At 43.2% G+C, this 24,454-nt stretch carries 21 protein-coding genes and 2 pseudogenes; 13 read left to right on the plus strand and 10 right to left on the minus strand.

What is annotated here, in order from left to right:
* Positions 1–186 precede the first annotated feature (186 nt).
* The 7 genes from AB6D07_RS20315 to AB6D07_RS20345 all read left to right on the plus strand — a co-directional run bounded on the left by AB6D07_RS20315 (position 187) and on the right by AB6D07_RS20345 (position 9,937).
* Positions 187–774 (plus strand): TRAP transporter small permease subunit, encoded by a 588-nt coding sequence (locus AB6D07_RS20315; RefSeq protein WP_050546664.1) that lies wholly within the window; start codon positions 187–189, stop codon positions 772–774.
* Between the two features lie 9 nt (positions 775–783).
* Positions 784–2,067 (plus strand): TRAP transporter large permease subunit, encoded by a 1,284-nt coding sequence (locus AB6D07_RS20320; RefSeq protein WP_009847136.1) that lies wholly within the window; start codon positions 784–786, stop codon positions 2,065–2,067.
* 104 nt (positions 2,068–2,171) lie between these two features.
* Complete coding sequence (locus AB6D07_RS20325) at positions 2,172–3,527, plus strand: cache domain-containing protein (protein ID WP_012604299.1); 1,356 nt, start codon at positions 2,172–2,174, stop codon at positions 3,525–3,527.
* Positions 3,520–4,158, plus strand: a complete 639-nt coding sequence (locus AB6D07_RS20330; protein WP_009847134.1) for a response regulator transcription factor — start codon at positions 3,520–3,522, stop codon at positions 4,156–4,158. The genes AB6D07_RS20325 and AB6D07_RS20330 overlap by 8 nt, the downstream gene beginning before the upstream one ends.
* Positions 4,159–4,327: 169 nt before the next feature.
* Complete coding sequence (locus AB6D07_RS20335) at positions 4,328–5,926, plus strand: BCCT family transporter (protein WP_012604297.1); 1,599 nt, start codon at positions 4,328–4,330, stop codon at positions 5,924–5,926.
* 271 nt (positions 5,927–6,197) lie between these two features.
* Entirely contained in the window at positions 6,198–7,769 is a 1,572-nt protein-coding gene (locus AB6D07_RS20340; protein WP_017103454.1) for a BCCT family transporter, read from the plus strand.
* Positions 7,770–8,053: 284 nt separating this feature from the next.
* The gene (locus AB6D07_RS20345; protein WP_017103455.1) at positions 8,054–9,937 is read left to right on the plus strand and encodes a methyl-accepting chemotaxis protein; all 1,884 of its coding nucleotides are present in this window, start codon (positions 8,054–8,056) and stop codon (positions 9,935–9,937) included.
* Between the two features lie 128 nt (positions 9,938–10,065).
* Here AB6D07_RS20345 and AB6D07_RS20350 read toward each other — a convergent pair whose 3' ends face one another.
* The 6 genes and pseudogenes from AB6D07_RS20350 to AB6D07_RS20375 form a co-directional block, all read right to left on the minus strand.
* Positions 10,066–10,467 (minus strand): SufE family protein, encoded by a 402-nt coding sequence (locus AB6D07_RS20350; protein ID WP_017103456.1) that lies wholly within the window; start codon positions 10,465–10,467, stop codon positions 10,066–10,068.
* A gap of 3 nt (positions 10,468–10,470) precedes the next feature.
* Positions 10,471–11,702: pseudogene (locus AB6D07_RS20355) on the minus strand (SufS family cysteine desulfurase).
* Positions 11,695–12,951, minus strand: a complete 1,257-nt coding sequence (sufD, locus tag AB6D07_RS20360; RefSeq protein ID WP_241810847.1) for a Fe-S cluster assembly protein SufD — start codon at positions 12,949–12,951, stop codon at positions 11,695–11,697. Before sufD ends, AB6D07_RS20355 begins: the two are co-directional and overlap by 8 nt.
* On the minus strand, positions 12,941–13,687 hold the full coding sequence (gene sufC, locus AB6D07_RS20365) for a Fe-S cluster assembly ATPase SufC (protein ID WP_009847127.1): 747 nt from the start codon (positions 13,685–13,687) through the stop codon (positions 12,941–12,943). The genes sufD and sufC overlap by 11 nt, the downstream gene beginning before the upstream one ends.
* Position 13,688: 1 nt before the next feature.
* Positions 13,689–15,164 (minus strand): Fe-S cluster assembly protein SufB, encoded by a 1,476-nt coding sequence (gene sufB / locus AB6D07_RS20370; protein ID WP_017103458.1) that lies wholly within the window; start codon positions 15,162–15,164, stop codon positions 13,689–13,691.
* Positions 15,165–15,166: 2 nt separating this feature from the next.
* Entirely contained in the window at positions 15,167–15,535 is a 369-nt protein-coding gene (locus tag AB6D07_RS20375; RefSeq protein WP_009847125.1) for an iron-sulfur cluster assembly accessory protein, read from the minus strand.
* Between the two features lie 185 nt (positions 15,536–15,720).
* On the opposite strand from AB6D07_RS20375, the gene nrdH reads away from it, so the two are divergent.
* From nrdH to nrdF, 4 genes are read left to right on the plus strand one after another with little or no spacing between them, the layout of a single operon-like run.
* Positions 15,721–15,942 (plus strand): glutaredoxin-like protein NrdH, encoded by a 222-nt coding sequence (nrdH, locus tag AB6D07_RS20380; protein ID WP_009847124.1) that lies wholly within the window; start codon positions 15,721–15,723, stop codon positions 15,940–15,942.
* Positions 15,942–16,340: a class Ib ribonucleoside-diphosphate reductase assembly flavoprotein NrdI gene (gene nrdI / locus AB6D07_RS20385; protein WP_012604288.1), complete on the plus strand. Its 399-nt coding sequence runs from the start codon at positions 15,942–15,944 to the stop codon at positions 16,338–16,340. Before nrdH ends, nrdI begins: the two co-directional genes overlap by 1 nt.
* Positions 16,333–18,465: a class 1b ribonucleoside-diphosphate reductase subunit alpha gene (gene nrdE, locus AB6D07_RS20390; RefSeq protein ID WP_017103459.1), complete on the plus strand. Its 2,133-nt coding sequence runs from the start codon at positions 16,333–16,335 to the stop codon at positions 18,463–18,465. Before nrdI ends, nrdE begins: the two co-directional genes overlap by 8 nt.
* 16 nt (positions 18,466–18,481) lie before the next feature.
* A complete protein-coding gene (gene nrdF / locus AB6D07_RS20395; protein ID WP_017103460.1) occupies positions 18,482–19,453 on the plus strand; it encodes a class 1b ribonucleoside-diphosphate reductase subunit beta in 972 nt (323 codons plus the stop codon).
* Between the two features lie 93 nt (positions 19,454–19,546).
* Here the strand turns inward: nrdF and AB6D07_RS20400 are convergent, their stop codons facing one another.
* Positions 19,547–19,966: a BLUF domain-containing protein gene (locus AB6D07_RS20400; RefSeq protein ID WP_017097344.1), complete on the minus strand. Its 420-nt coding sequence runs from the start codon at positions 19,964–19,966 to the stop codon at positions 19,547–19,549.
* A gap of 209 nt (positions 19,967–20,175) precedes the next feature.
* On the minus strand, positions 20,176–20,367 hold the full coding sequence (locus tag AB6D07_RS20405; RefSeq protein WP_009847119.1) for a hypothetical protein: 192 nt from the start codon (positions 20,365–20,367) through the stop codon (positions 20,176–20,178).
* 476 nt (positions 20,368–20,843) lie between these two features.
* Between AB6D07_RS20405 and AB6D07_RS20410 the strand changes: the two genes are divergently transcribed.
* Positions 20,844–21,239: a DUF3465 domain-containing protein gene (locus AB6D07_RS20410; protein WP_029222999.1), complete on the plus strand. Its 396-nt coding sequence runs from the start codon at positions 20,844–20,846 to the stop codon at positions 21,237–21,239.
* 129 nt (positions 21,240–21,368) lie between these two features.
* Entirely contained in the window at positions 21,369–21,659 is a 291-nt protein-coding gene (locus AB6D07_RS20415; RefSeq protein ID WP_017103462.1) for a hypothetical protein, read from the plus strand.
* A 57-nt stretch (positions 21,660–21,716) separates the two neighbouring features.
* Here the strand turns inward: AB6D07_RS20415 and AB6D07_RS20420 are convergent, their stop codons facing one another.
* Entirely contained in the window at positions 21,717–23,090 is a 1,374-nt protein-coding gene (locus AB6D07_RS20420; protein WP_017103463.1) for a cytochrome P450, read from the minus strand.
* 177 nt (positions 23,091–23,267) lie between these two features.
* Positions 23,268–24,241: pseudogene (locus tag AB6D07_RS20425) on the minus strand (integron integrase).
* Positions 24,242–24,454 lie beyond the last annotated feature (213 nt).

Raw genomic sequence — 24,454 nt, forward strand, 5'->3', positions numbered from 1 at the left:
CCCCTCGCCGCGATTAAAACGCTTTTATCTCGAACAAAATTTAACCACGAAAGGTTAACACGCCCTAAGCAGGATAAATCCTGTAATACGCCCAAGAACCCTTTCTACGTCGTGCCTATTGCTAGCTATAAACTGAATCGTTTTTAGTTTGGGTTAGTTGTGCTGTGCGATGTCTTTTCAAATTCCATGGAGTCGGGAATGCGAAGTCTAATTTATATTGAACGCCTGTTTAATCGTATCGGTGATGCACTGGGATGGCTTTCCAGTATGTTGTTTATTCTACTTATCGCTAACGTTGTGTATGACGTTGTCATGAGATATGCCTTCAATGATGTCTCAATCGCTTTCCAAGAGATGGAATGGCACCTTTTCTCAGCCGTTTTTCTATTAGGTGTTCCTTATGCCATCAAGGCAGGTGGTCATGTTCGAGTAGACGTGTTCTACGAACAATTGAGCTTTAAAGCGCAAGCCATTATTGACCTGCTCGGCACACTGATCTTTCTGATGCCTTTCTGTTTGTTGGTTGCTTGGTTTGGTATTGATGTTGCGAAAGAGAGTTATAACCTTGGCGAAACGTCGGGTGACCCGGGTGGCCTGCCATATCGATGGATCATTAAAGCGATGATTCCACTGTCATTTTTCTTGATGGCACTCAGCGGAGTCGGTTTGATCCTGCACTCATTGAACAAGATTTTTAATCCGCACCTTATCCATGCAAATAACACGCATGCAAACAATATTCATACAAATAATACTCATACAAAGAATAAGTAGAGGCTGAACATGATTGGAATAGTAATGTTTTTCGTAGCCTTGTTTGCACTTTTACTAGGCTTCCCGGTGGCGTTTACCTTTGGTGGTATCGCGCTAATCTTTGGTGTTTGGGCGGAAGGCATCGAAATGTTTGCCTTCATGCCATATCGAATTCAATCAATCATGGAAAATACGGTGCTGATGGCCGTTCCATTGTTTGTTTTCATGGGACTTGTTCTACAAAAGACTAAGCTTGCTGAGCAGTTACTTGAGTCTATGGGACGACTGTTTGGTGGTGTACGAGGTGGTATCGCAATCTCGACAGTTCTCGTAGGTTCACTGCTTGCCGCTTCAACCGGTGTGGTAGGCGCTTCTGTGGTTGCAATGGGGCTTATCTCGTTGCCCGTCATGCTCAAGTACAACTACGACAAAGGCTTAGCCTGCGGCACCATCTGTGCGTCTGGTACGTTAGGGCAAATCATTCCGCCATCCATCGTCTTGATTCTATTGGGGGACGTATTGGGTGTTCCGGTAGGTGACTTGTTCCAAGCCGCGATTTGGCCGGGCGTGATGTTAGTGGGGGCTTATATCGTTTATATCTTAATATACGCGAAGCTTAACCCTGAAGCCGCTCAACCAATTGAGCGTGATGATTCCATCAGCCGTAAACAAGAAGTCATCAACGCATTGAAAGCAATCATACCGCCACTCGCGCTGATTATTGTCGTATTGGGCTCTATCTTTGCGGGTGTTGCTACGCCGACAGAGTCTGCTGCTCTGGGTGGTGCGGGTGCGATGGTACTCGCTTTGCTCTACGGTCAGTTTAGTTGGTCGATGGTGTATGACGCCTCTAAAGAGACGGTCAAAGTAACGGCAATGGTATTTGCTATCTTGTTGGGTGCAACGGCATTCTCAATGGCGTTTACTTATACTGGCGGTGATTATCTGGTTGAAGAATGGATGCTGCAGTTGCCGGGTGAGAAGTGGGGTTTCTTGATCATTACCATGTTGGTGATTTTGATTCTGGGTTTCTTCATCGACTTCGTAGAAATCTGTTTCATCATTGTGCCGATTATTGCGCCTGTTGCTGAACTGATGGGAATCAACATGACTTGGTTCGCAATCCTTATCGCGATGAACCTTCAAACCTCATTCTTGACGCCACCGTTTGGCTTCAGTTTGTTCTATCTAAAAGGGGTGGCACCAAAAGGTGTGACTACCAAGGATATCTACCGAGGCGTGATGCCTTTCATTTTGATTCAAATCCTCGTACTTGGATCACTTCTCGCTTTCCCATCTTTCTATGGAATGTGAGTGAAGCCTAGAATGTGAATGATATGTTTCAACGGCTATCCATAAATTGATAAAGTAAAACGGCTTATTGATGTTCAATAAGCCGTTTTTTGTGAGGAAAAGGAATGCCTCTAAAAGTTAAGCTGATTTTGCTGACGCTACTCCCGTTGCTGATTGTAACGGCGAGCATTAGTTGGATCTCGTTACACCAAACTAAGACGTTGGGTGAGAAAGAGGTCGAAATCTTCCGAGACAGCTTAATTAAGTCGCGTGAAAACGCCCTCAAAGACACTGTTGATCTCGCATTTGATGCCATCGAACATATCTACAATGATCCCGATATCCAAGAAGCACAAGCCAAAAGAGAAGTTCGAACCATATTGTCTAAACTAAGGTATGGCTCTGACGGTTACTTCTTTGCGTATGATCGCCACGGAACCAATTTGGTTCATCCAATCCAGCCAGAGTTGATAGGGCAAAACTTACTTCAACTGCAAGATGAAGATGGCGACTTTCTGATAGAAGCCTTGTTAAGAGAAGCACAAACAGGCGGAGGATTTCACCAATATTTGTGGCAAAAACCTTCGACAGGTGAGGTGGTATCGAAGCTGAGTTACGCCGCTTGGTTAGAGCGCTGGGACTGGATGATTGGCACCGGCTTGTATATTGAGGATGTGCATCAAGAAGTGGCCTCGATGCAGGCCGCAATTAACAAGAATATTGAAACCACGTTCTTTTCGATTGTGGTGATTCTGAGTGTGACGGTCGCGGTCATCATTGTACTGACGTTGGCCATTAACATGCATGAACATCGGATAGCGGATAACAACTTGAAGGAACTAGCTCACAAGACGGTGATGTTTCAAGAGGACGAAAAGAAGCATCTAGCGCGTGAGTTGCATGATGGTATTAACCAGTTATTAGTGTCGAGTCGCTGTCACTTAGAACTGCTCGGTAATAAGCTACAAAGCGAAGACCTTAAAGTGCATTTGAATAAGTCTCAGCATTCACTGATGCGGGCAATCGAAGAGGTGAGGCATATTTCGCATCAACTTCGACCAAGTTCATTGGATGATATCGGCTTAGAAGCGGCGTTGTCTTCGCTGTTATTAGACTTTCAGGCGCACTCGAGCATTGAAGTGGAAACCTTGTTTAATACGCAGCCGGGAAAGTTGAAATCAGAAGCTGCGACGACTTTATATCGAGTGGTGCAAGAGTCACTGAATAATATAGAGAAACACGCACAAGCGACCAAAGTAACGGTTATCGCACAGCAAATTGGAAATGTGTTGCAGTTGCTCATCCAAGACGATGGAGTCGGTTTCAATACCTATAAAGCAATGGAAAAGCGAGGTATTGGGTTACGTAACATGAGAGAACGGGTGGAGTTCATCGGTGGTGACTTTGAATTGATGAGTGAGGTTGGCTTTGGAACGGAAATTACAGTGTTACTGACACTAGAGGGATTAGTGAATGAGTGAAGTTATTCGAGTTGTGATTGCAGATGATCACCAAGTGGTACTGGATGGCTTTATGGCGAGATTAGAACTCGAGCCTGATATTAGCGTGATAGGTACAGCCAGCAATGGATTAGAAGCCGTTGAAATGGTTAAAGACCTGCGCCCTGATGTAGTGTTGATGGATATCAGCATGCCTATCATGAATGGTATTGATGCCACTCACCTGATTAAAGAGGAAGATCCTCAAGCTAAGGTGCTGATGCTGACCATGCATAACAACCGTGAATACATCATGAAGGTGATGCAATCGGGTGCTGTTGGCTATATGTTGAAAGAAATTTCGGCTGAAAAAATGGTGCAGGCAATCAAGACGGTCAATCAAGGCTCAACCTATTTCTGTGAAAAAGTGACTCAGAACTTGTTTACTCAGCCTATTACTCCCACACAATCTGTGAAGAACCCATTGAGTAGGCGTGAGGAAGCTGTGTTGAAATTAGTGGCTAAAGGGGAGAGCAGTAAAGAGATCGCGAAGGGATTAAATATCAGTTACCGAACGGTTGAAACCCATAGACAAAATATCAAGCATAAGCTAGACATTCACTCTACGGCAGAGCTTGCCAAGTATGCTGTTAGCTCTGGGCTTGTTGAGTGATGTTACGCTAAATTACAGTGGATGTGTAATTTAATTACCAAATGTGCCGTTTACACCCGTTTTTTGATGGTTTTTTTAGTATTTTTGCGACGAGTTGTTATTCTTCCTTTCGAAATTTAAGTGCCAAATGCAATGTTGCAAATTGTGCGCTACTAATTAGAGAGGATGCATGGAGCCTGTAAAGGATAGGTATAGTATTGATAATACTGATTATACCGTAGGACAAGATAATGTTCAGAAATGGGGTTTTGATGTTCATAACCCTGTATTTGGAATCAGCGCTGGGGCGATAATTGCTTTCCTGATTGCGCTTTTGGTTGCAGAACCTGAAACAGCTAAAGCGGCACTTGATGGCGTTAAGTGGAAAGTCATCGGTAACTTCGATGGTTTCTTTATGTGGGCTGCGAACCTTTTCGTATTTTTCTGTTTTGTCCTCATTATCTCCCCGTACGGAAAGATACGTATAGGTGGCGATGATGCTAAAGCAGAGCACTCTAACCTATCTTGGATGTCGATGTTATTCGCCGCGGGAATGGGTATTGGTTTGATGTTCTGGGGTGTGGCAGAGCCAGTAGCTTATTTTACCGGTTGGTATGAAACACCGCTCGGTGTTGAAGCGTATTCTCCTGAAGCGGCTAAGTTGGCACTAGGTGCAACCATCTACAACTGGGGCTTGCACGGTTGGGCAATCTACGCCGTTGTTGCTTTGTCTCTTGCCTTCTTTACTTTCAATAAAGGCTTACCGCTTTCTATTCGCTCAATCTTTTACCCGCTGCTCGGTGACAGAACTTGGGGGTGGTTTGGTCATATCGTTGATATTGTCGCAGTACTTGCAACATTGTTTGGCCTTGCAACATCACTTGGCCTAGGTGCACAGCAAGCCGCAAGCGGTATTAACCATGTATTTGGTACCGATGGCGGTATTGGTATGCAGCTTATTGTTATTGCAGTGGTAACACTGTTGGCAACAATGTCGGTGATTCGCGGTATTAACGGTGGTGTTAAGGTTCTCAGCAACGTCAACATGGTTGTTGCATTAGGCTTGCTGATCTTCGTAACTATCGCGGGTGGCATGGCGGGTATTAAGGCGATACCAACCGCGCTAATGGGCTACATTGAGAACTTTATTCCTCTTAGCAACCCTCATGGTCGTGATGATGAAACATGGATGCAAGGTTGGACGGTATTTTACTGGGCTTGGTGGATTTCATGGTCACCATTCGTAGGCATGTTCATCGCTCGTATCTCTAAAGGTCGTACAATTCGTGAATTCATCGTTGCAGTCTTATTTATCCCGACGTCTGTCATTATCATTTGGATGGCTATTTTCGGTGGTATTGCGATTGACCAGGTGGCGAATAAAGTGGGTGAGATTGGTATAAATGGTCTGCAAGATATTACACTTTCTCTATTCCACACTTATGATGCGCTGCCAATGAGCTCAGTGCTTTCAGTGGTATCGATTGGTTTGATTATGGTGTTCTTCATCACCTCATCAGACTCAGGTTCATTGGTTATTGATAGCATTACTTCTGGCGGTAAAGTCGATGCACCTGTTCCACAGCGTGTATTTTGGGCATTGATGGGCGGTGCGATTGCGGCGGTTCTACTGTGGGTTGGTGGTACTGAATCTATTCAGGCATTACAAGCTGGAACAGTCTCAATGGCACTACCATTTGCCTTCATATTATTGCTTATGTGCCTAAGTTTGTTTCTTGGTTTACGTACAGAGAATCAATTGGTTAAGCAGCAAAGTGCTTTGAGCTAAAAGTATTTTTCAAATAGAGGTCGACTTAGTCGGCCTTTTTTTCGCCGCAAACATAAGTGATTACCTATATTTTGTTTGAAAATCCATCGAACTGATTCTAGTTTACTGAAAACAATAAGTTAACCTGCTAAACTTCAGACATCCAAGTATTTGAATTATCGTGACAACAGCTTGTACTACTTGGATCGTATGTTCGAGTTTGTGATTCAGTCACAGGAAAGTAAGGGATATGAGGTCAACAGACCTTATAAGTATTCCGTAGAGAGGAATAATGACTAAAGGTATAGATAAATACAGTATCGACAGTACGGATTACACTGTTGGTCAAGATAACGTCCAAAAATGGGGTTTTGACGTTCATAACCCAGTGTTTGGTATCAGTGCGGGACTCATCACTTTGTTCTTGATCGGTGTGCTGCTTACAGATACCGCTTCAGCGAAGTCAGCATTGGATGGTGTTAAATGGCAAATTATCAATTCATTTGATTGGTTGTTCATTTGGTCCGGTAATATTTTCGTTATTTTTTGCTTAGGCTTGATTGTTTCTCCGTTTGGTAAAATCCGCCTTGGTGGTGTTGATGCAACGGCAGATTACTCATTCATGTCTTGGTTATCGATGCTGTTTGCTGCAGGTATGGGTATTGGCTTGATGTTCTGGAGTGTTGCAGAACCTGCGGCTTACTACACAGGTTGGTATGAAACGCCACTTGGCGTAGAGGCAAATACACCAGAAGCTGCAAAACTAGCACTCGGTGCAACCATGTATCACTGGGGGCTTCACCCTTGGGCTATTTATGGTGTTGTGGCGCTTTCACTGGCTTTCTTCTCTTACAACAAGGGATTACCGCTTTCAATTCGTTCTATCTTCTACCCAATTTTAGGTGATAGGGCGTGGGGCTGGGCTGGTCACATTGTTGATATTCTTGCTGTACTTGCAACCCTGTTTGGTTTGGCGACATCGCTTGGCCTTGGTGCGCAACAAGCGGCAAGTGGTATTCAGCATGTATTCGGCATTGAGGCAGGCTTAGGGTTACAAGTCATTGTTATTACCGTAGTAACTTTGCTAGCGGTCGTATCCGTACTTCGTGGTATTGATGGTGGCGTTAAAGTTATCAGTAACATCAACATGTTGGTTGCTTTCCTACTGCTTATCCTAGTAGCTCTAATCGGCTACGCAGTGACTCTAGGTTCAATCCCTACAACATTGATGGCATACATCGAGAACATCATTCCGTTGAGCAACCCTCACGGTCGTGAAGATGAAGCTTGGTTACATGGTTGGACTGTATTCTACTGGGCCTGGTGGATCTCATGGTCTCCATTTGTCGGTATGTTTATCGCGCGTGTTTCTAAAGGTCGTACTGTTCGTGAGTTCATTACAGCGGTACTGATTGTTCCAACGACAGTGACTATCATTTGGATGTCAGTGTTCGGTGGTATGGCAATTGATCAAATCGTGAATAAGGTTGGTACCCTAGGTCAAAATGGCTTAACTGATGTATCACTGGCAATGTTCCAAATGTTTGATGTATTGCCGTTTGGTACTCTGCTTTCAATCATTGCGGTTGTATTGGTTCTCGTATTCTTTATTACATCGTCTGACTCGGGCTCTTTAGTTATCGACAGCATTACTGCTGGTGGTAAAGTTGATACGCCTGTACCTCAACGTGTGTTCTGGGCGTTCCTTGAAGGTGCGATTGCAGTAGCTCTATTGTGGGTTGGCGGTACTGAAGCCGTTCAAGCTCTGCAAGCGGGTGCAATCTCAACCGCGTTGCCATTCACCATCATTCTATTATTGATGTGTGTGAGCCTACTAATGGGTATGCGAACAGAGAAAAGCTAGACTAGCTACTATTCGATTTTTCATTTTTTGATGTTGAATACAAAGTAAAACAAAAGGCAGAAGAGGAAACTCTCCTGCCTTTTTTTTATCCATTTTACAGCCTGTAACACTGTATATATCGTAGGAATCGTCGTTGAATTTGGCGAAAAGCCAAGTAATTGGCGAAAGATAAGTTTTTGGTTTTATTGCAAATATAATGTGATGTGAAACTGTGAAATAGCTCGAATCGTTTACTTAAATTGGGTAGTATTCGCTAGATTTTCCACCACTCGTGAAACTTACTAATGAAATTAACACTTAAGCAGAAGTTGATAGGTGCTAGCCTATCTGCTGTTATCGTCATGGCAACAGCCTTGACTTGGTTATCAGCAAACCAATTATTTGAAGAGACTCGTAATGGCGTATACCAACGAGCTGAAAGCGTATCTGAAGCAGCATCTGAAGGTATTAAAAACTGGATTGATATTCGCACGGATATCGCATCAGCGTTTAATGACTTTTCACGAGAGGATGATGTTGTTCCTTTCCTTAAGCAAGCTCGTGTAGCGGGTGGCTTTGACGATATCTTTTTAGGTACTCCAGAAGGCGGAATGTACCGTTCACATCCTGAACGTAATCGTGCAGATTACGACCCTCGTCAACGCCCTTGGTACCAAGAAGCAAACGCAGCCGGTAAGCAAATTATTACGACCGCTTATCAAGATGCGATTACCCAAGCGCTTCTAGTTACGATTGCTGAACCTGTTCGTCATAACGGTAAGCTTATTGGTGTTGTTGGTGCGGATGTACTTATTGATCAGCTAGTCAACGATGTTATCAGCTTAGATGTTGGTGACAACGCTTACGCAATGCTCATTGATGCCTCTGACGGCACATTCCTAGCACACCCAGACTCAGCACTGAGCCTTAAGCCTGTAAGCCAGCTTTCAAACGACATTTCTATGCCTATCATCGAAAACGCAGTGCGTACGGGTAGCATCGAGATTATCAAAGAGCGCGGTGCTGAGAAGCTTCTTTACTTCACTAATGTGCCTAATACGAACTGGATTTTCGCAGTTCAGATGGACAAAGCAACAGAAGAAGCGAATCACTCAATACTTCTTACGCAACTCATTACTACAGCGGTTGTAATTACTCTGATCGTTATCGTGTTGGTTTCTATGTTGGTTAGTTTCCTATTCCGCGACTTAAACCGCGTTTCAGCGGCACTTGAAGAAATTGCTTCAGGCGAGGGCGACTTGACTCAACGTCTTGAGCTTAAAAGTGATGACGAAATTGGTAAACTTGCGGCAAATTTCAATCATTTTGTGGGCAACATGCACACCATGGTACTCAAGCTAAGTGAAGTGTCTGCTGCATTGGGTAACCAAGCACGTCAAACAGCTTCTCAAGCTGAAGAGCGTAGTGCTCGCATTCAGATGCAACAAGACGAAATCAATATGGTAGCAACAGCCGTGAACGAAATGGCTGCAGCAACACAAGAGATTGCGGGTAATGCTGATCAAACTGCACAGAATTCATCTGAAGCTGTTGGCGCGTGTGAGCACGGTACGGGTCAAGTTACACAGACTCAAAGCTCAATCCAAAACCTTGCACAAGAAGTTCAAGTTGCAACGAACGTGATTCTTGAGCTTGAAGAGCACGGCAATAGCATCAACGCTATCTTGTCCAATATCCAAGGCATTGCTGAACAAACTAACTTACTTGCACTTAACGCGGCGATTGAAGCTGCCCGTGCTGGCGAACAAGGTCGCGGTTTTGCGGTTGTTGCTGATGAAGTGAGAGTTTTGAGCCAACGTACACACGGTTCAACTCAAGAAATTCAACAAACGATTGAATTACTGCAAGGTACAACGGGCAAAGCGGTAAGTATCATGAACGATAGCCGAACGCTTGCCGAAACAAGTGTTGATGATTCAAACTCAGCGGCCGCTAGCTTAACGCAAATTCATGCTGCTGTTGAACGTATCAGTGATATGGCGACTCAAATTGCTTCTGCTGCAGAAGAGCAAGCGTCAGTAACGTCTGAGATTACTCGTAACACTGAAGGAATCCGTGACGTATCTAACGAGCTAGCAGGTGAAGCGCACCAAGCTGCAGAACAAGCTGCTCAGCTTTCTGAACTGTCTAATGAACTAGAAAATGAAATCAGCCGTTTTAAGCTGTAATTATAGATAGATAGATAGATAGATAGATAGAACGAAGCCCCAACTTAGGTTGGGGCTTTTTTATGTTCGCTTTTTAGAAGAAGCAAAATGTCGTGATCTAATCATGCTAGGCTATTGCTTATTGAAGGTTAAACAGCCCGAGCGTGACACCGAATATGTTTTATTATGGCTTCTAAACCTTGACTCCGACTGGCGCTAAGCTGAGATTTTAAATCTAGCTGGCGGAACCAGTCTTTAATATCGAATTCTAGAACGCTCGCGGGTTGTTGGTTGTTATAGGCGATCAACACCAATGCCAGCAAACCTTTAACTAGCGAAGAATCGCTGGTCGCTTGTATCGACATTTTATTCTGTTGACCGATGGAAAGATCTAGCCATACGTTACTTTGGCAGCCTGCGATAAGATGTGTTTTATTCATCTTTTCCATAGGGAAGGGCTCTAACCGGTCTCCCAACTCTATCAAATACATGTAACGTTCTTCCCAGTCAGCGCATCGCTCGAAGTTTTTCTGGAGCTTTTCAGGGGACATAAGCTACCTTAACAGTTGGTGGATTCGTTTTAGTGATTGGCACAAGGCGTCTATGTCTTTGGGCCTTGTGTACATGCCAATCGATGCGCGACACAGCGAGTTTTGACCGAGTCGTTTTATAAGGGGCATTGCGCAGAGATGTCCGGTACGAATCGCAATACCATACCTATCTAAGAATGAACCGACATCAAAAGAGTGTTGGTTTTTCATATTAAAGGCCAAAACGCCGGTGCGGTTATCATCGTCGCCATAGAGCTCTATTGCTGGTACCTGTCTAATGCTCTCCACCAAATAATTCATTATGTTTTTTTCATAGCCAGAGATCTCTTTGAAGCCGATAGCTTCAATGTAGTCTAGAGCGGCGCCTAAACCTAAAATGCCGGCAATATTCGGAGTACCTGCTTCGAACTTCCATGGCGCTTGGCCAAACGAGGTTCCCAAAGGCAGGGTCACTTGATCGATCATGGCTCCGCCGCCTTCCCATGGCACCATGTTGTCGAGGTGTATTTTTTTGCATAAAGCACGCCGATGCCTGTCGGGCCATACAATTTGTGCCCAGAGAAGGCGTAGAAATCACAATCGAGGTCCGTCACATTGACTTTATGGTGCATGACAGCTTGAGCCCCGTCGACTAACACGGGGACTTTTGCTTTATGTGCAGCTTTGACTATCGTTTTAATTGGGTTTACGCGGCCTAGAACATTCGATACGTGGCTAATCGCCAGCAGTTTTGTCTTTGTATTCATTAACGAGACAAGGTCGTTGAGATTCAAATAGCCATTTTTTGCCATTGGCCAAACACGAATGTTGACATTATAAATTTCAGAAAGCATCTGCCAAGGAACAAGGTTAGCGTGATGCTCCATTTCCGTCACGATGATTTCGTCACCCGCTTTTAACCTAGGGCGTAAATAGCTATTCGCAACGAGATTGATGGCCTCTGTCGTCCCTTTTGTGAAAACAATACTTTCTCGGGATTTAGCTGAAATGAACTGCGCAAGTTTTTCTCTCACTTGTTCCATTTCTTCGGTTGCTTTAGAGCTTAGGTAATGGACACCTCGATGAACACTCGCATAATCATGTTGATAAAACTGAGTCATGCGGTCGATAACGATTTGAGGGGTTTGGGCCGTCGCAGCACTGTCTAAATAGACCAAAGGCTTGTCGTAAACTTGAGTTCTTAGAGCTGGGAAGTCGTTAAACCAAGGGCTTGTCTTTTCGCTCGAATCAATCATTAGGACATCCTTTATTGAGTGACGCATTGATTTTATCTATCGCAGATTGTCTTAGGGCGGGGTGTTTAATTCTCTCGGTAACGCCAATGACAAACGCAGAGGTAATCATGTGTTCGGCTCGTTCTTTTGGTATACCTCTAGAGCGTAAGTAGTTGATTTGGTTTGGGTCGATTTGCCCTGTTGTTGCACCATGGCTGCATTTAACATCATCGGCATAAATCTCTAATTGAGGTTTAGAGTTAACTTGGGCGTCATCGCCTAGAATCAGACTGTGGGTGTCCATTTGCCCGTCTGTTTTTTGCGCGGTAGGGTCAACATAGATCATGCCGTCGAAAACAGACTTAGATTGGTTTCGAGCGATGGTTTTATGATTTTGTTCACTTTGGCAGTGGGGAGAGTTGTGTTTCAAATAGGTGCGAGTATCAAAAACTGCCTCACCTTGAGGTAGGGAAATACTGTCCATAGCGACAAAACCTTGTTCGCCAGTCAGTTCTGAACTTACTTGATGTCGTATCAATTGGCCGGAGTAGAGCAAGCAACAAGAGTAGGCGCTAGCATGCGCATTAACTATCAAATCGTTGTGACCGAAGTGATGTTGACTTAAGGCCTCTTCGACAATTTTAGTGTGATGATAGTGAGCACCACAACCAACGTGTTGTGTTAAGCGAGATAATGTTACGCCTCCACCACTACCTTGTGAAACATGGTGTTCGATGACGGTGACTTCCGCATGAGCTGCGACTTCAATATGGCTTCTGTAGCTTGATACATCACCTTGTTTTTCGGAATTGATATGCAGAAGATAAATAGGTTTCGATACCTGCGTATTCGCTTCGACCTCGATTAATACGCCACTTGAAGCGGTAGCATCAGTAATATAGGTAAAAGCGTCTGGCTTTATTGAACGAGATAGCTCATCGATTTCAATTGGAGAGAGCGCGCAGATGGGAGTCACTCGAACTTTTGGAATCCAGTCGGAGTATCGAGCTAAAAAGAAGCCGTCGACGAAGACTAATCGATAAGCATCAATGTCTAAACTGAATTTGTTGTATGGCGTGTTAGCTGTCGACTGCTGTGGTGCGCTGCTTAGCTCTAGTTCGTTTAATCGGTCAAGAGGCGTGTATTTCCAGTCCTCATGTTGAGGGGACGGTAACTCAACCCCAAGCAATTTAGACCATTGTTTTTTTTGCCACTCATGCGGTCGAACAAGGGTTTCAAATGAATCAAGCAATGAATGTTTATTGTTCATCAATGATCCACCCATAGCCTTTCTCTTCTAATTCTTGAGCTAACGTGTGGTCACCAGATTTTACAATCTTTCCTTGGTACAACACGTGCACGAAATCTGGTTTGATGTAATTGAGGATACGTTGATAGTGCGTGACCAAAATGAAAGCTCGTTGCTCATTCTGCAGCGCGTTTACACCTTCAGAGACGGCTTTAAGGGCATCAATATCTAGACCTGAGTCGGTCTCGTCTAGTATACAAAGATCAGGTGAGAGCACCGCCATTTGTAGAATGTCATTGCGCTTTTTCTCTCCACCAGAGAATCCCTCATTGACAGAGCGTTGGAGTAAATTTGCCGGCATCTTCAACAATTGCGCTTTTTCTTCCAATAGATCTTCAAAGTCAAAACGATCGATTGGTTCTAAGCCTCGATATTCACGAACCTCGTTGAGAGCTGTATTTAGAAAGAGTTTGTTACTGACACCTGGAATTTCGACAGGGTACTGAAAGGCTAAAAATACCCCTTCACCGGCTCTTTCCTCTGGATCTAGCTCTGTAAGATCTTGACCTTTGAAAACAATCTCACCACTGACGACCTCGTAATCATCCTTGCCTGCCAGTGTGGCGGATAGGGTACTTTTTCCTGACCCATTCGGTCCCATAATTGCGTGAACTTCACCAGGTTTAACAGTTAGGTTAATACCTTTTAGGATAGTATTTTCTTCAACGCTGACATGTAAATTTTTAATTTCTAACATTTTATCCCACACTATGCTCGAGGCTGATTGATAGGAGTTTCTGCGCTTCAACAGCGAATTCGAGTGGTAATTCTGAAAATACGTCTTTACAAAAACCATTGACGATCATGGATATGGCGTTGTCTTCACTGATCCCTCTTTGGGTGCAGTAAAACAGTTGTTCTTGGCCAATTCGAGAGGTCGTCGCTTCGTGTTCAACGTGCGCAGACGGGTTTTTGACTTCGATATAAGGAAAAGTGTGAGCCCCACATTCAGCGCCGATTAACATTGAATCGCACTGAGTGAAGTTTCTCGCACCTTCTGCGTTAGGGGTGACTTTAACCAGCCCTCGGTAACTGTTCTGGCTTTTGCCTGCTGAAATCCCTTTTGAAATGATGGTAGAGCGAGAGTGTTTTCCTATATGAACCATCTTAGTGCCGGTATCCGCTTGTTGAACGCCATTCGTTAAAGCGACGGAGAAAAACTCACCGACAGAGTAGTCTCCTTTGAGAATCACGCTTGGGTACTTCCACGTTATCGCAGAACCTGTTTCTGATTGAGTCCAAGACATTTTGCTGTACTCGCCTTCGCAAACCGCACGTTTGGTTACGAAATTGAGTATGCCGCCTTGTGAATCCTCTGCTCCTGAGAACCAGTTTTGCACAGTGGAATATTTAACTTCAGCACGCTTGTGAATGATGACTTCTACGACGGCGGCGTGAAGCTGATAGGTATCTCTCATCGGGGCAGAGCAACCTTCAATGTAGCTGACGTATGAGTCCTCATCAGCCACTAAAATTGTTCTTTCAAACTGGCCTGTTTTTGCTTGGTTTATTCGAAAGTAGGTAGAGAGTTCTCTTGGGCATCTCACACCTTTCGGGATGTAAACAAAAGTGCCGTCAGAGGCAACAGAGGCATTCAAAGCCGCAAAGAAGTTATCTTCAGGTGGAACAACGGTGCCTAAGTATTGCTGCACAAGTTCAGGGTATTCTTGGATAGCTTCGCTGAATGAACAGAAGATGATCCCGAGTTCTTTCAGTTCGTTTTGATAGGTAGTGGTGACGGAAACTGAATCGAAGATTGCATCGACAGCAATTTCTGAACCTTCTCTAACTGGAATCCCCAGTGTTTCAAAGGCTGTCTCGACTTCTTCGGTTAAAAATTCATTCGAGCCATCATCACTATCTTTGCCACAACTATCTTTGTCGCAACTAGAGCAACTTGGCGCGGAGTAGTAACTGTAATCTTGGTAATTTAGGTCTGGATAATCGGCTTTTAACCAATGCGGTTCCTCCATTGTTCGCCATTTACGGAATGCTTTGAGACGAAACTCCAACATCCATTCGGGTTCGTTACGTTTTGCGGAGATTGCTCGAACGACTTGTTCGTTGATTCCCTTCGACAAAGTATCTGAAGATAACTCAGTGTAGAAACCTTCACGATAGTGACTGCTGTGCAGTAACTCTGTAACTTCAGGCTGCGTTTCTAATGCGCACATGGTTAAACTCCAAAACTCTCACCACATCCGCAAAGGTTTTTCACTTTGGGATTGTTGTATACAAAATTACTGTTTAACCCCTGACGCACAAAGTCGATCTCTGTGCCATCGATCATAGGTAGGGCTTTGAGCGCAATATAGAAAATGACGTCATGTGATTCGTACTTGATGTCGTCATCGGATGGCGAATCGATCAGCGCCACTTCATATGCAAACCCCGTACAGCCAGAGGACTTAACCGTGAGGTGGAAGTGCTTTTGCCCATGTGATAACTGGGAAATTCTGTTTGCGGCACTTTCACTTAACGTGACGCCTTGCCACTCCATATCATGTATGGATATGTCATTAGAACCGGAACTCGAAATACTCACCTTACTGCTCCATATTTGACTGGTGATAATAGATGATATTGATTATCATTTGCATATCAACCATGTATTGTCTATGGTCTTTAGGTCGGGGATCAATATGTTGACAAAACATAAATCCCAAATACTATATGCGCCATTATTTATTAATAATGATTATCATTAAGATTTAATTGAGGTTGTATAATATGGATGTCATCGTTTATTCCAAGCCACAGTGTGTGCAATGCACAGCAACGGTTAAGGCGTTACAGAGCAAAGGTATTGAGCATACAGTTGTTGATTTAACGTGCGACGAAATCGCAATGGAAAGGGTTCAATCAATGGGGTATCGACAAGCTCCCGTGGTTGTCGCCAATGACCGCCATTGGTCCGGTTTTAGACCTGACATGATCAGCGCGTTGGGTTAATGATTGTTTATTATTCTAGCGCTTCAGGGAATACGAAGCGGTTTGTCGAACAGCTAGGATTACCTGCGATCAGGCTTCCTACTGAGGCCAATGAAAGGGCGCTAGAGATTGAGCAACCATTCGTACTCATATGCCCGACTTATGCCGATGGTGAGGGGCGAGGAGCTGTGCCTAACTCTGTTATAAGTCTATTGAATAACCCGAATAATCGAGCATTGATTAAAGGTGTGATTGCATCGGGAAATCGAAACTTTGGAGCTCTTTTTGCTCGCGGAGGTGCCATTGTAGCTGAAAAATGCAATGTGCCGCTGTTGTACCGTTTCGAACTATCTGGAACCCAGAGCGATATTGATATCGTGACAAATGGGTTAGAACAATTTTGGAAACATCATGGATAACCACTTTGAGAACGAGTCCCTTGACTACCATGCTTTAAACGCAATGTTGAATCTACTTGATGAACAAGGGACGATTCAGTTTGAGGCAGACAAGCAAGCGGCTCGACAGTTTTTCTTACAACACGTTAATCAAAATACCGTTTTCTTTCATAATTTAGACGAGAAGATCGACTATTTGCTCAGAGAGGGATATTACGAGGCTCAAGTTATTGATCAATATGATCGCAGTTTTCTTCATCAAATCTGGGCAAACGCCTATCAAGCCAAATTTCGATTCCGAACGTTCTTAGGTGCTTATAAGTTTTTTACTTCCTATGCACTGAAAACTCGTGATGGTAAGCGATATTTAGAAAGGTTCGAAGACCGAGTGGTTATGACTGCGCTGTTACTGGCTCGTGGTGACTGTGAATTTGCTCTGGCACTAATGGAAGAAATCATTCATCAACGCTTTCAACCGGCTACGCCCACTTTTATTAACTCCGGTAAAAAGAGCCGTGGTGAATTGATCTCCTGCTTTTTGTTGAGAATCGAAGACAATATGGAGAGCATCGGTCGTGCGATTAACTCATCGTTGCAACTCTCACGTCGTGGCGGTGGTGTTGCTTTACTTCTGACGAATTTAAGAGAGCAAGGTGCGCCTATTAAGGGGATCTTAAATCAAAGTTCAGGTGTCGTCCCCGTGATGAAATTGCTTGAAGACAGTTTCTCGTATGCAAACCAATTGGGGTCTAGGCAAGGCGCGGGTGCTGTCTATCTCAATGTTCATCATCCAGACATCATGCAATTTCTTGATACAAAAAGAGAAAATGCCGATGAGAAAATTAGAATTAAGACCTTGAGCCTTGGTGTTGTCATCCCCGATATTACTCTGGAATTAGCCAAGCAAAACAAAGATATGTACTTGTTTTCTCCCCATGATGTTGAGCGAGTGTATGGCGTACCTTTCTCTGAAATTAGCGTGACGGAGAAGTACCATGAAATGGTGGACGACCCGAGAATCCGCAAAGGGAAAATGAGTGCAAGAGGCCTTTTCCAAACGCTTGCCGAGATCCAATTTGAGTCGGGCTATCCATACATTATGTTCGAAGATACGGTTAACCAGGCTAACCCCATTCAGGGGCGTGTAAATATGTCTAACTTGTGTTCTGAAATATTGCAGGTCAACGAGGCGTCAAATTATGATGATGACTTGAACTATAGTCATGTCGGGCGAGATATTTCGTGCAATTTAGGCTCGATCAATATTGCTAAAGCCTTGGATGGAGGTCGACTATCTCAAACCGTTGACACCGCAATTCGAGCATTAAATGCAGTGTCAGAGATGAGCGCAATCAACAGTGTTCCTTCGATAAGAAAGGGCAACGATGAAAGTCATGCTATTGGTTTAGGTCAGATGAACTTGCATGGTTTTTTGGCTCGAGAACGCATTCACTATGATTCACCAGAGGCCATTGATTTCACCAGCAGTTATTTTGCCTGTGTTTTATATCACTGTCTCGTGGCTTCCAATAAGTTGGCACAAGAGAAAAAGAGTACGTTCAAAGGGTTCGAAGATTCTAGTTACAGTGATGGGTCTTTCTTCGACAAATATTTGCAGCAGGATTTCTCGCCAAAATTGGACGTGGTCCAAGATCTCTTTAGCCGTTTAGATATACGAATACCCACAGTGTCTGAGTGGAGCGAATTGAAACAACTCGTCATGAGCTCAGGGCTATACAACCGATACTTGCAGGCCATTCCTCCTACAGGCTCAATTAGCTATATCAACGACTCTACCGCTTCTATTCATCCCGTTACCGCTAAAGTGGAGATAAGAAAAGAGGGTAAAATTGGGCGAGTTTACTTCCCTGCGCCGTATTTGAATAACTCCAATTTAGAGTACTTCCGTGATGCCTTTTCCATAGGCCCTAAGGCAATAATCGATGTCTATGCGGCGGCCACTGAACATGTTGATCAAGGCCTTTCATTAACTTTGTTTTTTGACGATGAGGTAACGACGAGAGATATCAACAAAGCTCAGATCTACGCATGGAAAAAGAAAATTAAAACGCTTTACTACATCCGAATGCGACAGAAAGCATTAGAAGGTACTCAAGTCGAAGGGTGCGTGTCGTGCTCACTGTAATAAAGGGATAAACGCAATGAAAAAAATGGAATCCAGACCCGTTCAAGCGATTAACTGGAATCGTATGGTTGATGGCAAAGATCTAGAGATTTGGAATCGCCTGACGGTTAATTTTTGGCTGCCTGAAAAGGTACCTTTATCCAATGATATTCAAACATGGAAGCAATTAACTGAAGAAGAGCAAACGCTAACGATTAGAGTTTTTACCGGTTTAACGTTACTCGACACGATTCAGAATACGGTGGGTGCGCCAGCCTTGATGGAAGATGCGAGAACGCCTCATGAAGAAGCGGTATTAACCAATATCGCTTTTATGGAGGCAGTTCATGCTCGTAGTTACTCTTCTGTCTTCTCAACTTTGTGTACTACGCCGCAAATTGATGAAGCGTTTCGCTGGGCTGAAGAGAACCCTCTGTTACAGAAAAAAGCACAGATTATCCTCGACGATTATTTGGCTGAAGGCGATCCGCTAAAGAAAAAAGTGGCCAGTGTTTTTCTGGAGAGTTTCTTATTCTATTCTGGGTTTTATCTACCCATGCATTGGTCGAGTCGGGCAAAACTGACCAATACAGCGGATTTGATCCGTCTGATTATTCGTGATGAGGCGATTCATGGTTACTACATTGGATATAAATTCCAACTTGCTTACCAATCTCTTAGTGAGGAAGAACAGGCGAGAGTTAAGGATGAAGCTTATTCATTAATGTTCTCTCTTTATGAAATCGAAACACAATATACCGAATCGCTTTATGATCCTGTTGGCTTAACTGAAGATGTGAAGCATTTTCTACATTACAATGCCAACAAAGCATTGATGAATCTCGGGTTTGAAGCATTGTTCCCGGATGAGTTGTGTCAGGTTAACCCTGCTATCATGGCCGCCCTGTCGCCAAATGCTGACGAAAATCATGACTTCTTTTCTGGTTCTGGATCTTCTTATGTCATAGGTAAAGCTGTCGCGACCGAAGACGATGACTGGGATTTTTGAACGAATAGCCCGAGTATGAACTCGGGCTTGAAAGAGGATTACTTACCCTTGAATCGACATCATCGTTCTAAGGCTTGCCGTTTGAAAATTAGGTCACTCAGACGGCAGATTTTGCTTTAACTCTAAAAGCATTTTATAAGCACTTTCGCCAGACATTTCGTATGGGTTAAATTGATCCGAAGTCGAAAATTGTAAGTTCAACAGTTCAGTCAAATTAGACTGCGGAATGTCTCCCATTGACCAATCTCCAAACTCTCGACAATCAACTTCCTTAAAATACAGTATGGTCACTCTCTCGTGCCGCTTATCGTTTAGGATGTGATTGTAGGTATGGTTTACCGCCTCCCTAGAGCCTTCAATGCATTGAAGAAAGTACTTTTGATTATGACTGAGAAGCCCTGTTAGATGGCTCTGCCGATTGTGGTCTCGTGAGATAGTGAGTATTTCATCCAGTGCTTTGGAATCACAACATTCGGAAAGTGTACTGACATAAATTAACCGAGTTAGGAACATAGGCATCATTTCGAATTTTTGTTCAAAGGGTATTAATAAATATAAGCCAAGCTCATGGAATTGCGAGTTATTGGCCTAATTGTCACTCGGTGGCTTTTGGAAGAGAGGATGGTGATGAAGTAGCAAAGGACAGCTAGCAAGATGCGCTAAAATGAGCCGAATGTTGTTCATTCAATCATTCTAGCGACCTACTTGCATCGAGTCTCTCGTTAGTCGTTAAGAACCGAAATCGATTCGACGTTGGAAGATGCATCGAATCGAACATTGACCAATACGCTTTCACGTTCGAAAGTCACATCATCAAAATCAGTGGCTGCGATCTTAAATCCATTCCTTGCGAATAAACTGGTCACTGTTGTTCGTTGTTTCTGTTCCATGGCGCTTGTCAGTAGTTCGTTCATTGTGATCTCCATTAAGTAACAGTGTGCATAGTGTAAGCGTACAGGGTCTACGTTATGAGTTCAATTGCTTAATCAATAAGCTGTGTTGATGAGTTCAATTGAATGATTTTGGCATTCCAAAATGTGATGAATAAGAGGGTGGGTGGTCGTATTACCTATGATAAGTATGGTGTAATGTGACCACCGTTCAGTATACTTTTGGGTAGGGATTTATTTAAAAAACTCAATGTAATAAGTGGTTACAAAACACAGGGGGTCGCATCAATTTGTGGAGAGTAAGTCACCTAATGAAGCTTCTTTTTTTGAAATGTTGAATGTCAAAGTAGTGTTGTACTGCGCATTTGAATCCAAGAGTAATTATTAAATAAGTTTGATTTTAATGAATCGTTAGTTGCGGTACTTATGCTATTTTGTCGCAATGAATACTTAGTGAGTAGCCTAAATAATTAATATGGGAAACGAAAGCAATGAAGGGAATGAAAAAGTTTATTACTCTATTTTTGGTATTGCTCTGCTTTGGTGTCAGCCATGTTCAGGCCAATGATGCGCGACTTAAGCAAGCTTACCAAAATCACCAAAGTGATGTTCAAGTACGTGGGTCGGGTTTAGTTTCACGATTACTTCCAGACGATAATAAAGGCTCTCGACATCAGAAGTTTATCTTAAGGCTCGACAGCGGACAAACTTTGCTGGTGGCACATAATATTGATTTAGCTCCTCGTATTCAGGGATTGAGAAAGGGCGATAGAGTTGAATTTTATGGGGAGTATGAATGGAACAAGAAAGGTGGCGTGATGCACTGGACTCACAAAGATCCTCGGAATCACCATGCTCATGGCTGGCTAAAACATAATGGGAAAATATACGAGTAGACGTACTTGGCATGGCATCTCTGCCATTAAAGAGTATCTATAGAGTGTTAGAGATAGGCGGTGGAAAGCATGTCTCTCACTGGGTTTTGTTGTAACTTGGTTTTTTGTAATTTAATAATTTGTGGCTTTATGATTGAAGTGAATTATTTAGTTCAAGTCGTGAGTATTCCTGATGATCTCATTGAAGCATCACAGAAAGCGGGTTCAGACTTGTATATGACCTATAAGCTTTATCAGCTGCTTGTACAGTCCAATCTTTTGTGGCGAGTTTGGTATATCGATGAATTTGGCAAAGTTTGGCTTGAAGTCAATTTGGTTAATGGTGTGGGTGCCCCAGAATTTCATACGATAGCTTTAGATCAAGGTACTTATCTGAAAATAGACACGGAATGCTATGAAGTGTTGGATGAGTTGAAATAGACGAAAAGAGCCGATAGTTCGGCTTTATCATTGGCTCTCGATACGTCTATTTGTAAGCTAGCTTCGCTTGGTTATTTTTACATTAAACCCAACAGGAGACATCGTGAACGCAAATTGTTCAACCACAGTTTCAGGGGCTTGTTGCGGCTCGATACTGAATTCTTTAAACAATGTATGAAAGGCGAGTTTAATTTCCATCATGGCCAATGAGCGTCCAGGGCATAGCCTTGCTCCTCCACCAAACGGCTGAAGGTTAGAGAAGGAAGCGCCATCTTTTTCTATCCAACGATTCGGGTTAAACGTGGTTGGGTCTTCAAATAAATCAGCATCAAAACCATTCGCATGTAGCATCACAAAAACAGGCGTGCCTTTTTTTACTTCGATGTCACCAATCTGAGTGTCTCGTGTGGGTTCCAAATAAAGTTGTGGCGCTACCGGTTTTAATCGCATCGCTTCATACATCACCGCTGTCATATAAGGTGTTCGAGGAAGCGGCCATTCTAAGACCTTTCTCTTCCCTAGGGCGTCAAGTTCATCTTGTAAGGCCAACTCACTACTGCGATTGCCGCTGACTAAGAATGCCATCCATGCCAGTGTATTCGCTGTGGTATCTTCACCTGCTAATAGAAGGGTAATAGCATTTGCAACAATATCTTGGTCAGTTAATGAGGAATCTTGTTCTTGTTCCAATAACATGATTTGCAGCATGTTCTCTGGTGAGTCTTTAAGGGCTGGTTCGTGAACCAGACGAGCGCGTTGTTTTTCAATACACCCATAAACGAAATGCCCTATGTCTTCCAAACTGGTATCAAACAGCTTGTCTTTTTTCGTTTTGAAAAAACGCCACAATGGAATTGGAGAACTACAGCGTTGATTTATTACCGGAAATACGTTTTGTAAGCTTTTACTTAGTGGCACAGTTGTTTGTTCTATAGAGTTAAAGTCTTCCCCGAACGCTAGCAGAGATGTTACATCAACCGTGTATTTTTTAAACTCTGCTACGAGTTCGACCACTTCTCCTGATTCCGCTAGCATTTCAAAGTGCTTTCCTAGGCGCTCTGTAATCACGCTTAACTGAGGATGAAAATGTTTAAGGTGACTCGGCTGAAACATAGGTTCTGTTAATTTTCGTTGATGCTTCCAACGTTCTTCTTCAGCAGAGAATACGCCATTAAGACCGACTTCATCAAAGACACTCTCGATATTCTTTAGGCGGCGAAACTCCTCAGGTCGAGACTTTAGCACGGACTTGATTTGAGCTGCATCAGACAATACAAGTACATCTTTCATGCCTAGTTTTAAACGAAAATGAGCACCGTACTCTTTAATCCAACACAACATTTTCTGATGAACATTGGACTTTTTTAAATAGCTCACATGTCCTAAAACACCAGAAGTGGGTGGCATTGGTAGTTGCTCAATTCGCTTCATTTTCATTTCCTTATGTATATCATTGATGGCGCGTAACAATACTGAAGTTACGGCTAGAGCGATAAGTAAAAGTCAGCATCTAATTTAGCAAGTTTCATGGTTTGGTAAGTAAAGGTATGTAAGTGAGTGGTTAACCGCTAAGTTTACGAAACCTCGGAACCGGAGATTCCCCGACAATTACTTAACGAATATTTTTGATAGTGGACTAATTACGCCGTTGGCTCCTCTATCTATGGTGTGAGTATATATTTGCGTTGTTTTTAGATCGGTATGTCCAAGCTGTTCTTGAACTGTTCTAATATCAGCACCGCTTTGAAGAAGGTGCGTCGCAAATGAATGCCTTAAAGTGTGGCAGGAAATGTTTTTCTCAATATCGGCTTTTTTGCTAGCTACCTTAATGTGTTTTTTAGTGCTGTTGGATGAATATGATGCCTACGTAATTCACCTGTTCGTAAATCGGGTGCCAGACGAGCAGAAGGAAAAAGAAATTGCCAATTTAAGCTTCTTTCTGCACTCGGGTATTTTTTAGCTAGAGAGTCGGGCAGGTATACGCCAGAAAAAGCTTTATCATGTATATCTTGCTGATAGTATTCTGCGGATTTCTGTTGTTGTAACTTGATTGAAGGGAAAAGCTCGGGGGCTATTGTCACTATACGGTTCTTTCCTCCTTTTCCTTGCCACACTCGCACTGATTTGTAGTCATAGTCGATGTCTTGCATTCGTAAGCGTAGACACTCCATCAACCGTAGGCCTGACCCATACATTAATTGGTAAGGTAATTTGAAGTTAGGTGAGCAGTGGTTAAAGAACCTGCCAATTTCTTCTGGAGTCATAACCGTTGGCAACTTTCGGGATTTGTCTGAACGGCGAAACTGCATATCAAGTTCAATGGGTTCCTGAACGATTTCTTTGTATAAAAAGACTATCTCATTGAGGGCTAGGCTCTGCGTTTTCTGTGCTGACTTCCTATAAACAACTAAGTGCGTCAGGAAGTCTTCTACATGCCTCGACGTCAGACTTCTGGGATGCTTTTTTTAATGATAAAGAATGTACTGGTGAATCCAATAGATGTACGCCTGTGTAGTACGAAGAGCATAGTGTCTCCCCAACATATATTCTTGTATGTAGGCTAGAAATGGTGATTTTTGCATTTTAATTTTAACTGGTTATATATACATGAATTGCAGTTTGGCACATCAATTCATGCTATATAGAAAAAATCTGTATTTTGGGATTCAGGCAGATGCTCGTAGTGCTTAAGTTGCTGTTAGTTTTCATAAAAACGGGGTATGGTTAACTTCATCAAGATACTAGATAGAAAAATTCTATATTTAAATGCAGAATTTTTCTGTCTAAGAGCTGTT

Source organism: Vibrio sp. 10N.239.312.C11, from assembly GCF_041466065.1.
Classification (GTDB): domain Bacteria; phylum Pseudomonadota; class Gammaproteobacteria; order Enterobacterales; family Vibrionaceae; genus Vibrio; species Vibrio tasmaniensis_A.

Excerpts from the sequence above, each read along its gene's own strand:
- sufC (WP_009847127.1), bottom strand. The coding sequence starts at position 13,687 with ATGTTAGAAATTAAAAATTTACATGTCAGCGTTGAAGAAAATACTATC.
- nrdF (WP_017103460.1), top strand. The coding sequence starts at position 18,482 with ATGAAAAAAATGGAATCCAGACCCGTTCAAGCGATTAACTGGAATCGT.
- nrdH (WP_009847124.1), top strand. The coding sequence starts at position 15,721 with ATGGATGTCATCGTTTATTCCAAGCCACAGTGTGTGCAATGCACAGCA.
- AB6D07_RS20340 (WP_017103454.1), top strand. The coding sequence starts at position 6,198 with ATGACTAAAGGTATAGATAAATACAGTATCGACAGTACGGATTACACT.
- AB6D07_RS20320 (WP_009847136.1), top strand. The coding sequence starts at position 784 with ATGATTGGAATAGTAATGTTTTTCGTAGCCTTGTTTGCACTTTTACTA.
- AB6D07_RS20400 (WP_017097344.1), bottom strand. The coding sequence starts at position 19,966 with ATGTTCCTAACTCGGTTAATTTATGTCAGTACACTTTCCGAATGTTGT.
- AB6D07_RS20315 (WP_050546664.1), top strand. The coding sequence starts at position 187 with ATGGAGTCGGGAATGCGAAGTCTAATTTATATTGAACGCCTGTTTAAT.
- sufD (WP_241810847.1), bottom strand. The coding sequence starts at position 12,951 with ATGAACAATAAACATTCATTGCTTGATTCATTTGAAACCCTTGTTCGA.
- AB6D07_RS20345 (WP_017103455.1), top strand. The coding sequence starts at position 8,054 with ATGAAATTAACACTTAAGCAGAAGTTGATAGGTGCTAGCCTATCTGCT.
- AB6D07_RS20420 (WP_017103463.1), bottom strand. The coding sequence starts at position 23,090 with ATGAAGCGAATTGAGCAACTACCAATGCCACCCACTTCTGGTGTTTTA.
- nrdI (WP_012604288.1), top strand. The coding sequence starts at position 15,942 with ATGATTGTTTATTATTCTAGCGCTTCAGGGAATACGAAGCGGTTTGTC.
- AB6D07_RS20325 (WP_012604299.1), top strand. The coding sequence starts at position 2,172 with ATGCCTCTAAAAGTTAAGCTGATTTTGCTGACGCTACTCCCGTTGCTG.
- sufB (WP_017103458.1), bottom strand. The coding sequence starts at position 15,164 with ATGTGCGCATTAGAAACGCAGCCTGAAGTTACAGAGTTACTGCACAGC.
- nrdE (WP_017103459.1), top strand. The coding sequence starts at position 16,333 with ATGGATAACCACTTTGAGAACGAGTCCCTTGACTACCATGCTTTAAAC.
- AB6D07_RS20415 (WP_017103462.1), top strand. The coding sequence starts at position 21,369 with ATGATTGAAGTGAATTATTTAGTTCAAGTCGTGAGTATTCCTGATGAT.
- AB6D07_RS20330 (WP_009847134.1), top strand. The coding sequence starts at position 3,520 with ATGAGTGAAGTTATTCGAGTTGTGATTGCAGATGATCACCAAGTGGTA.
- AB6D07_RS20410 (WP_029222999.1), top strand. The coding sequence starts at position 20,844 with ATGAAAAAGTTTATTACTCTATTTTTGGTATTGCTCTGCTTTGGTGTC.
- AB6D07_RS20405 (WP_009847119.1), bottom strand. The coding sequence starts at position 20,367 with ATGAACGAACTACTGACAAGCGCCATGGAACAGAAACAACGAACAACA.
- AB6D07_RS20335 (WP_012604297.1), top strand. The coding sequence starts at position 4,328 with ATGGAGCCTGTAAAGGATAGGTATAGTATTGATAATACTGATTATACC.
- AB6D07_RS20350 (WP_017103456.1), bottom strand. The coding sequence starts at position 10,467 with ATGTCCCCTGAAAAGCTCCAGAAAAACTTCGAGCGATGCGCTGACTGG.